The sequence below is a fragment of the Microcystis sp. M44BS1 genome (assembly GCF_020244875.1).
Lineage (GTDB): Bacteria > Cyanobacteriota > Cyanobacteriia > Cyanobacteriales > Microcystaceae > Microcystis > Microcystis panniformis.
Genome location: NZ_JADBVM010000026.1, coordinates 1 through 8,669, shown reverse-complemented (window position 1 = coordinate 8,669; position 8,669 = coordinate 1). Strand labels below are relative to the sequence as shown.

Annotated in this window: 9 protein-coding genes and 1 pseudogene; 5 read left to right on the top strand and 5 right to left on the bottom strand. The window is 45.3% G+C overall.

Annotated elements, in window-relative coordinates:
- Nucleotides 1-255 precede the first annotated feature (255 nt).
- Nucleotides 256-511 (top strand): annotated as a pseudogene (locus IM515_RS01335) (zinc ribbon domain-containing protein); the annotation flags it as partial.
- 102 nt (nucleotides 512-613) lie between these two features.
- Here the strand turns inward: IM515_RS01335 and phoU are convergent.
- Nucleotides 614-1,282, bottom strand: a complete 669-nt coding sequence (gene phoU / locus IM515_RS01330) for a phosphate signaling complex protein PhoU (RefSeq protein WP_287633568.1) — start codon at nucleotides 1,280-1,282, stop codon at nucleotides 614-616.
- A 110-nt stretch (nucleotides 1,283-1,392) separates the two neighbouring features.
- On the opposite strand from phoU, the gene IM515_RS01325 reads away from it, so the two are divergent.
- Entirely contained in the window at nucleotides 1,393-1,638 is a 246-nt protein-coding gene (locus IM515_RS01325) for a hypothetical protein (RefSeq protein ID WP_287697829.1), read from the top strand.
- On the opposite strand, the gene IM515_RS01320 is transcribed toward IM515_RS01325, so the two are convergent.
- The gene (locus IM515_RS01320; RefSeq protein WP_287627770.1) at nucleotides 1,617-2,918 is read right to left on the bottom strand and encodes a sensor histidine kinase; all 1,302 of its coding nucleotides are present in this window, start codon (nucleotides 2,916-2,918) and stop codon (nucleotides 1,617-1,619) included. The genes IM515_RS01325 and IM515_RS01320 overlap by 22 nt on opposite strands.
- Before the next feature lie 47 nt (nucleotides 2,919-2,965).
- Entirely contained in the window at nucleotides 2,966-3,718 is a 753-nt protein-coding gene (locus tag IM515_RS01315) for a response regulator transcription factor (protein ID WP_287627768.1), read from the bottom strand.
- A 74-nt stretch (nucleotides 3,719-3,792) separates the two neighbouring features.
- On the opposite strand from IM515_RS01315, the gene IM515_RS01310 reads away from it, so the two are divergent.
- Nucleotides 3,793-4,548, top strand: a complete 756-nt coding sequence (locus tag IM515_RS01310) for a creatininase family protein (RefSeq protein ID WP_287627766.1) — start codon at nucleotides 3,793-3,795, stop codon at nucleotides 4,546-4,548.
- A 219-nt stretch (nucleotides 4,549-4,767) separates the two neighbouring features.
- A complete protein-coding gene (locus tag IM515_RS01305) occupies nucleotides 4,768-5,532 on the top strand; it encodes a hypothetical protein (RefSeq protein WP_002770316.1) in 765 nt (254 codons plus the stop codon).
- A 29-nt stretch (nucleotides 5,533-5,561) separates the two neighbouring features.
- Here IM515_RS01305 and glcD read toward each other — a convergent pair whose 3' ends face one another.
- Both glcD and IM515_RS01295 read right to left on the bottom strand, forming a co-directional pair.
- Nucleotides 5,562-7,028 carry a glycolate oxidase subunit GlcD gene (gene glcD / locus IM515_RS01300; protein WP_287627764.1) on the bottom strand — a complete coding sequence of 489 codons (1,467 nt, stop codon included), beginning with the start codon at nucleotides 7,026-7,028 and terminating at the stop codon, nucleotides 5,562-5,564.
- 147 nt (nucleotides 7,029-7,175) lie between these two features.
- Nucleotides 7,176-7,727: a 2'-5' RNA ligase family protein gene (locus IM515_RS01295; RefSeq protein ID WP_287627763.1), complete on the bottom strand. Its 552-nt coding sequence runs from the start codon at nucleotides 7,725-7,727 to the stop codon at nucleotides 7,176-7,178.
- 161 nt (nucleotides 7,728-7,888) lie between these two features.
- Here IM515_RS01295 and IM515_RS01290 point away from each other — a divergent pair, with 161 nt between their 5' ends.
- Nucleotides 7,889-8,155: a YciI family protein gene (locus IM515_RS01290; protein ID WP_287627762.1), complete on the top strand. Its 267-nt coding sequence runs from the start codon at nucleotides 7,889-7,891 to the stop codon at nucleotides 8,153-8,155.
- Nucleotides 8,156-8,669 lie beyond the last annotated feature (514 nt).

Genomic DNA, 8,669 nt, shown 5'->3' with positions numbered 1-8,669 from the left:
TGTCAGTCTGTAGAGCGACCATAAGACCAGAACAGAGTAAATCTGTTAAGGCAGGTGCGAAAAATCCTTCGGGAAAGAAGCAGAAACCCAAATCGTGAGGTTTGGGAATCGCCGTCCGTTTTACGGCGGCGAGGATGTCAAGTGTCAACATATTAGCTATGTACACTGATTCCGGAGGATTGTCTATTCAACTTAAAATTTGATGTTATAGGGGTATTATGGTTGTCAATGTAAAGTTTTATTACAGGATTCAACGTTTCTGGGTTTTTCCCTAGTTCTAAGACTTGTCATGTCTGTCTCAATCAAGTGGGTAGTTTTCCGCTTGAGGTTAGAAATTGGACTTGTGTGCATTGTAACACAACCCATGACCGGGACATAAATGCGGCGATAAATATCAGAAATGAAGCCTTACGGATATTATCGTTAGGAAAAGCGCGATACTGCCTATAGAGGGGATGTAAGACCAAAAGCTGGGCGTAAGTCCATCTTGAGGCAATCCCCCGTGAAATAGGAAGCTCTCAACTCTGTTGAGAGTAGTTCACCCCCCTGAGTCGTAAACGCTAAAAGCGAGGGACAGAATTCGAGAGAAATCATCTGAGGAGCCACCACACCCTCAGCCTCTCTGTCCGGTAACGATGTAAGATACCCTTTGGGCGATATTGGTGGCGTGATCGGCCATGCGTTCCAGATGACGGATTAGTAAAGCCATCAGCAGGATTGGTTCCACCACACCCTTAATATCTCTTTGATGGGCGAGAGTGTGATAGAGATAATCATAGGCTCGATCGACCGTATTATCTAGTTCTTTGACCTTTGGACCTGCTTCTTGATCGAGGTCAGCCAAGGCAACAAGGCTCGTGGCTAACATATACTGAGCATGGTGGGACATAGCCTCGATCTCACTCATACAATCGTGGGGAGTATAGGCGAATAATTTGAGAGCTATTTCCGCCAAATCCTTGGCATAATCGCCGATACGTTCCAAATCGCGCACTAATTGCATAAAAGCACTTAAAAGCCGCAAATCTTGGGCTACGGGAGCCTGTAGAGTCATGAGAGTGGCACAATCTAACTCGATTTGACGGTAGTAGCGATCGATTTCCTTGTCAAGGAGGGGGATTTTTTTCGCCATTTCCAAATCCCTAGCAAAAAGGGATTGATGGCTAAGACGAAAGGATTCTTCGACCAAGGTTCCCATTCTCAGCACATCCTGTTCCAATCGCTGGAGAGAACGAGCGAAATAGGTGCGATCGCGATGATTGGTTTCTTTGGATAGGCTCACGGTCGGATTCGCTTAACATAAAACTACTCTTTCTCTACAGTGATAACAAGAAAATTTTCGATTTTGTACAGTTGTCTAGAGAACTTGACAGAATTTTTTCTCTAGGGGAAATGGGGGAATGGGGAAATGGGGGAATGGGGGAATGGGGAAATGGGGGAATGGGGAAATGGGGGAATGGGGAAATGGGGGAATGGGGAAATGGGGGAATGGGGAAATGGGGAAATGGGGGAATGGGGAAATGGGGAAATGGGGAAATTCAACTAAAACCCCAACACCCTAAAACCCCAACACCCCAACACCCCAACACCCTAAAACCCCAACCCCCCAACACCCATCACCTCATCTCCTTTTTTTGACGGGGGAGAGTGACTTGTAGGCGAGCGCCACCGGTGTTAGGATCATTTTGAGCGACGATCGAACCGCCATGGGCTTGAATAATCTCTTTGGCAATCGATAAACCTAAACCGGTACTATGATCCTTGCTGCCTTGTTTTTGACGGGTGCGGGAAGGATCACCGCGAAAGAGGCGATCAAAAACGTAGGGTAGATCCGCTTCGTTAAATCCCTTCCCGTTGTCGATAACGTCAATTTTCAGCCATTTTTCCCCGATAGTATCGGATATTTCCCGAATTTCTAGGCGTATTTTCCCCTGATCGGGACTATACTTAATGGCATTATCAAAGAGATTCAGGAAAACTTGCAGCAGACGAGAACGATCGACTTCTACCGTCCAATCCACCGGAGAGGAATAATCTAAGCTAATCTGTTTTTGGGCGGCTATTGGGGTGACAGTCTGCCAAGCGGTGCTGATTAGAGCCTGTAGATTAATCATCTGGTATTGTAAAGATCGCCCCGCATCCGCTTGTAATTCACTGATTTCTAGCCAATCGCGCACTAATTGGCTCAAACGCTCCACTTCTTTCGCCATTTGTTCTAACCAGCGTCTTTCGGGAGCTTGGAGGCGTTTTTGTAAAGCTTCGGTGAGGAGAGAAATAGAGGTTAAGGGAGTGCGTAACTCGTGAGTTAAGTCAGAGAAAGCTCGCTCGCGATTTTGCGATAATTCCACTAAAGGCTGTCTATTTTCGATAAATACAGCGATTTCACCTTCTGGCAGCGGATAACCGTAACCCTTCAAGGCAATCGATTTAGGAGCAATCACTTGGCGATCGCTAATGGGGTTAACAGGATAATTAGTCGGGTAAAAAGTCCAAGTTTGCACCTGTGGACTCTGTTTTTGGCGAGTTTCTTGAATTAATTGATCTAATTCGTAGGAGCGTACCAATTCCAGCAGCAGACGCACTTGATCTGGCTGCCAGCGATCGAGTTTTAAGAGGGTTATTGCCTGTTGATTGCACCAGAGTAGTTGATTATCGGCATCCACATGAAGATAGGCGATCGGCGCTAGTTCTAGCAAGGATTTCTGAATTTCTAAGCTCTTTTCTCGCTCTTGCAGACTTTGGGAGAGAAACTGTAATTCTCGACGCACTAGGGAGGTAACGGGAAAAGAAGCCGACAAATCCACCGAATCCGAGAGAGCGATCAGGTTTCGCTTTAACTCTCCATTTAAGCGTGAGACTTGCCAATAACAAATACTCAAACCTAAAACTACTCCGAAAATAAAAGCGAAAATAGTCATTATCCCAGAAAGCGGCGATCGCTAAACTTGAAAATATAATCGCTCACCTAGCCAAAACGATAACCGAAACCGCGTACAGTAATCAGGTATTCCGGTTGACTGGGATCGATTTCCAGTTTTTCCCGTAACCAGCGAATGTGAACATCGACAGTTTTGGTGTCTCCTAAAAAATCTGGTCCCCAAATTTGTTCAATTAACTGCTCTCTTGACCAAACTCGGCGCGGATAACTCATAAATAGGTCGAGGAGACGAAATTCTTTAGGAGAAAGGTTAATTTCTTCATCTCGCACCGTCACCCGACATTCTTGGGTATAGAGAAAAACATCGCGGAATTTTCGCACGGGAGCGGCAGCTAGGGAAGTAAATCCTTGACGACGAATCAGAGCGCGACAACGAGCGACTAATTCTCGCATACTAAAGGGTTTAGTCAGATAATCATCGGCACCCACTTCTAAACCCAAAACTCGATCGGTTTCGCTGGCCTTGGCACTTAAGATTAAAATCGGGATAATATTGCCGTGATAGCGCAACAGACGGCAGATATCAAGACCACTGATTTGGGGTAACATTAAATCCAAAACGACCAAATCAAACCGAGATTCACCGTGATTAGATTCTTGACTTTGCAGTAATTCTAGGGCAGCGCGACCATCACTAACACCGAGCGCCTCATAACCTTCTTCTTCCAAAGCCAAAATAATCATATCCCGAATCACTTCTTCATCTTCAACGATTAAAATCCGATGATTGGGAACGAAATCCGTACTCGCCGACAAGGGGGGGGTGTCAAGGGTTAACATAAAAATACTTGATTATTCGTCCTAATTTTATCTCAATTTGTCAACCCGCATTCGTTTTGGAAGGCTAGAGCCGAATGTTATTACAGTTATCTACCTGGTTAGAGGTGGAATCCTATCTAGAACAATCTCAAGGAATTATTATTCCTATCGGTTCCACGGAACAACACGGGCCGACGGGACTAATTGGTACAGATGCTCTATGCGCTGAGGCGATCGCTAAAGGAGTAGGGACACAGGTACGAGCAATGGTAGCACCAACCTTAAATGTCGGTATGGCCCTACATCACACGGCTTTTCCCGGTACAATTAGTCTTCGTCCTAGCACTTTGATTCAAGTCATCCTCGACTATGTGACTTGTTTAGCTAGAGCCGGTTTTCGTCAATTTTTCTTTATTAATGGTCACGGGGGCAATATTGCCACCCTAAAAGCCGCTTTTTCGGAAACCTATTATCATTTGGATGCCCTCAATTTGCCTAACACAAACGAGGTTAAATGTCAAGTGGCCAATTGGTTTATGGTGCGAGAAGTTTATCTTTTAGCCAAAGAATTGTATGGGGAGCAGGAGGGTTCCCACGCTACACCGAGCGAAGTGGCGTTAACTCAGTATCTTTACCCTGAAAGTCGTAAAAACGCCTTTTTATCGGATAAAGTGGCTTCTGGTCATGATATTTACGGTGCGGCTAATTTTCGCCAAAATTACCCCGATGGTCGTATGGGTTCCAATCCTGCTTTAGCAACTCCCGAACACGGTCAGAGATTCTATGAATTAGCCGTGAAAGAATTGAGTAATACTTATCTGGAATGGCTCTCTTGTTCTTTGTCCGAGTGATAGTGACTAAGCCACCGAGATCCGGAATAATTTAACTGTAACCCTAAGTGAGTGGTTTCAATTAAATTGAAGATAGATTTTGTCTTTGATCCCCCCTGCCCCCCTTGATAAGGAGGGTGCCGATCCCCCCTTAATCCCCCCTTAATAAGGGGCAGATCCGAACAATTTTTAACCCCCACCCACTTAGAAAGAAAACTTAAATATCCAAGGAGAAAATTGATGATTACCACCACTGACAATAACTCCAATCAATCTCTGGTTAGTTTGCGGGAAATACAAGAATTTTCCATCGCAATTACAGCCAAAAGCCTCAATCCCGCCATGCTAACGGTTGATTTCCTCAAATATTCGGGAATAGTTCCCCCCGACTGGGAATTAAATAGCCAGCCGGTACTCAATCCTAATTACGCTCAAGTTAATTTTCAAAATGGCATCGGCATCGCCGCCCAACCCCGGAAAATTACCTTTGTGGAGATGATTAACTCTCCCGATAGCCTGAACCTGAAACTGCCGGAAATTGTCGGTTTATATCTAGATAAACTCCCTTTAGCCGAATATCAAGCCCTGAGTATCGCCCCAAAAACTATTGTTCCTCTCCCCAGTAGCCCCGATGCCGCTAAAAAATACATCACCGAAACTCTTCTGGCCCCCGGTCCCTGGCTCAATTTCGGTATAGCCCCTCTACAAGCCAGCATCAATCTACTTTATCAATTAGAAACCTCTCAGCTATCCGTGGCGATTAACGAGGCAAAATTGCAATTACCCGATGGCCAAACCTTAGCGGCGCTACTATTTGCCGGCAACTTTAACTATAATCTGGCCGAGGGCAGCGATCGATTGAATCTCCTCAAACAATATCTAGGACAATGGCAAAAAGACCTAGAGATTTTCCGAGAATTAGTCACTCAGCGTTTTCTGGAAAGACAAGTGCCAGTTTTCCCCTCTAATATCAATCTGCCCCTAGGACCCCAAGATGGACTGTAATCAGTAGTCAGTCAATATTTACCGATAACCTAAAACACATCCACCCCCGCAAACCCTTGTATTTTGGCATTAGCAGCTTCCCCACAGCTGCGCGGGGTGGGGAATAATTTCCCCGGGTTAGCTAAACCTTTGGGATTAAAGCAATCCCGCACATAGCCCATAGTTTCTAAGTCAATCTCGTTGAACATAGCGGGCATATAACAATTTTTATCGATGCCGATACCATGTTCGCCCGATAAACTGCCCCCAACCCGCACACAAAGTTTGAGAATTTCACCGCCTAATTCCTCCACTTCTGCCCAGGCCCCTTCTACCCTGTTATCGTAGAGAATCAACGGGTGTAAATTGCCATCCCCAGCGTGGAAAACATTGGCGATTTTATAACCGTATTTTTCACTTAAAGCCTTAATTTCCTGAAGAACAGACACCAATTGAGTGCGCGGAATCACCCCATCTTGCACAAAATAATTAGGGCTAATTTTCCCCGCCGCCGCAAAAGCCGCTTTTCTGCCCTTCCAGAGTTTCAAGCGGGTTTCGGCATCATTAGCCGTGGTGATATTTCTCGCCCCATTTTGACGGCAAATCTCGGCAACCCGATGTTTATTACTGGCTACTTCTACCCCTAAACCATCCAATTCCACTAATAAAACTGACTCGGCATCCCGCGGATAACAGCCGGTAGCCACCACGTCTTCCACGGCGTTGATACTGAGATTATCCATAATCTCCATCCCCGCCGGAATCATTCCCGATTTAATAATATCCGCCACCGCTTGGCCCGCCGCCTCGATACTGGTAAAATCGGCCAGTAAAACACAGATAGATTCCGGAGTTTTCAGGATTTTTAAGGTGATTTCCGTGGCAATGCCTAAAGTTCCCTCGGAACCCACAAATAAACCGGTTAAATCGTAGCCCGGTTGTTCCGGTACTGTTCCCCCCACATCGATAATTGAACCATCGGGAAGGACGATTTTTAAGCCCATAACGTGATTGGTAGTGACACCGTATTTTAAACAGTGAACCCCGCCGGAATTTTCCGCCACATTACCACCGATCGAGCAGATAATTTGACTAGAGGGATCCGGTGCGTAATAAAATCCCGCCCCGCTTACTGCTTGTGTCACCCAATTATTAATCACCCCGGGCTGCACCACCACCCTTTGATTATCTAAATCAACCCTGAGAATCTGATTCATCCGCGCCGTGACGATGAGAATCCCCTGTTCTAAGGGTAACGCCCCTCCCGATAAGCCCGTTCCTGCCCCCCTCGCTACCCAGGCAATCTCGTTATCGTGACAGAGTTTCACCACCGCCGCAATTTCGGCGGTGCTGCGGGGCAGTACCACAAGAGCGGGTCTTTGTCTGTATCCTGTGATACCATCGCACTCGTAGGTTAATAATTCATCTTTGCGACGGATGACTCCATCTTTGCCGAGGATCGTTTCTAGCTGTTTGATCAGATTGGGGGAGATTTTCGGGGGATTTTTGAGTAACATAGGTTTCAGAGCGGCGGAGTCGCCATAAAATCGCTCTATAGGTTAAAATTTCGCCAAAAAGCCTGAAATGAAGCTTTAAAAACTGCTCTCTCCTATTTTACCACTATAACTCCCTCCTCTGTAGATAGAAACCTGCAAGAGTCCGGATTATAGAGAAAATTGCCGATAAATTTCCCAGTGCTTACCGTTATGAATTAGGAGGGTAATTTCATCGATCATCACCTCAAAAAATAGCTCTTGATCAGCATATTTTGACCAAGCTTTCCAGAAATTATCTTTAGTTAAATCTCGGAAGCCAACGGTTAAATGGGGCGCAAAAGCTCGGCTTTTTGAGGCATTATCGCTGATATTCAAGGAAGATTCTAGCTGCTGTAAAAGCCGTTTTTGCAGAGTTAATAATTCCGGGGTTTTCTGGACATTAATATAAATGACTCGCGGTTTAAAGGCAGAAAAATTCTGGAGAATTAGGGGAATAGGAGAGTGCAAGCGGGCAAATTCCTCTAAACATCTTTCTAAATCTGGTAATTGTCCTAAATTCCACCGAAAAGGGGGTTGGAGAGTGACGTGGGGAGGCGATTTCAGGGCAGCGCGACTATTGTAAATTTCTGCAAACTCTAACTTGATTTTTGTGGCAATTTCCTGTACTTCTGGCGGCGGCAAAAGCGCGATAAAAAATAGAGATCCTTGAGGTTGATTCATGGAAACAAGCAAAGCTACAGAAATAAAGCTGTCACCTCGATTCTAGCAGTCTTCCATAACTCTAAGCTAATTGTATATCTCTGTTACATTGCACCCTCGACGGCCAAGATTAATCGGTATAATTATAGGGTTGTTAATCCGTCCTAGCCTACTGGAAATTTATGCCCTGGTTTGTCAAGATAGAAAAAGGCATTGTTGATAAAACTACCTTCGATCGCTATGTCAGCGCCCATAAGGACTATGTGCGTGATTTAATTAGCCAAGGACGAGCAGCAAAAACCGGTTATTGGGCAGAAAAGGGCGGCGGAATGTTATTATTTAAAGCCGATTCTCTTGAGGAGGCCCAAGCAATTATAGTTCGCGATCCTTTAATCGAGAATGGTTGTGTGGAATACGAACTCCATGAATGGCGAATTGTCGTAGAATAATCCAGCTTTTCAGGGAACAGTAATCAGTAATCAGTGAAAAGACGGCAATGTTAAGCTGTTGATTATCTAAATAGGGCTGGCTGAATAAATCTAAAAACCTTTTAAAATAAGGCTTTTGACCTGTTAAAATCCGATGTTAGTGCCAGAATATAGGATTGGGACCTTCAAAAACCTGGCATTATCCAAGCTGGCACTAAAAAAGAGGGCAACAAAGCCTGAAAGTGCTGCCTCCTAACCCCACCAACCAACTTTTTCGGCACACCCCAAGTAGTTAGGTGTTAACTGTCAGATTCCCCCTCAAGGTAGGGTTGATTCATGAATCAACCCTACCCCTTGCCCCCCGATGTCGGGGGGCAAGGGGGGGGAGGTTCGGCTAATCTAAAAATAAAGGGATATCTTGAAATTGTAGTTTCCTCATCGGAAATTTTGGGTCTGAAACCCCGCCGTTCTAGGTTGGCTTTACGTTAGAATTAAAAGGCCAGTCTCGAAAACCAAGTGGACGGCGCAGCACCTT

Excerpts from the sequence above, each read along its gene's own strand:
- IM515_RS01325 (WP_287697829.1), top strand. The coding sequence starts at position 1,393 with ATGGGGGAATGGGGAAATGGGGGAATGGGGGAATGGGGAAATGGGGGA.
- IM515_RS01320 (WP_287627770.1), bottom strand. The coding sequence starts at position 2,918 with ATGACTATTTTCGCTTTTATTTTCGGAGTAGTTTTAGGTTTGAGTATT.
- IM515_RS01315 (WP_287627768.1), bottom strand. The coding sequence starts at position 3,718 with ATGTTAACCCTTGACACCCCCCCCTTGTCGGCGAGTACGGATTTCGTT.
- IM515_RS01310 (WP_287627766.1), top strand. The coding sequence starts at position 3,793 with ATGTTATTACAGTTATCTACCTGGTTAGAGGTGGAATCCTATCTAGAA.
- IM515_RS01305 (WP_002770316.1), top strand. The coding sequence starts at position 4,768 with ATGATTACCACCACTGACAATAACTCCAATCAATCTCTGGTTAGTTTG.
- glcD (WP_287627764.1), bottom strand. The coding sequence starts at position 7,028 with ATGTTACTCAAAAATCCCCCGAAAATCTCCCCCAATCTGATCAAACAG.
- IM515_RS01295 (WP_287627763.1), bottom strand. The coding sequence starts at position 7,727 with ATGAATCAACCTCAAGGATCTCTATTTTTTATCGCGCTTTTGCCGCCG.
- IM515_RS01290 (WP_287627762.1), top strand. The coding sequence starts at position 7,889 with ATGCCCTGGTTTGTCAAGATAGAAAAAGGCATTGTTGATAAAACTACC.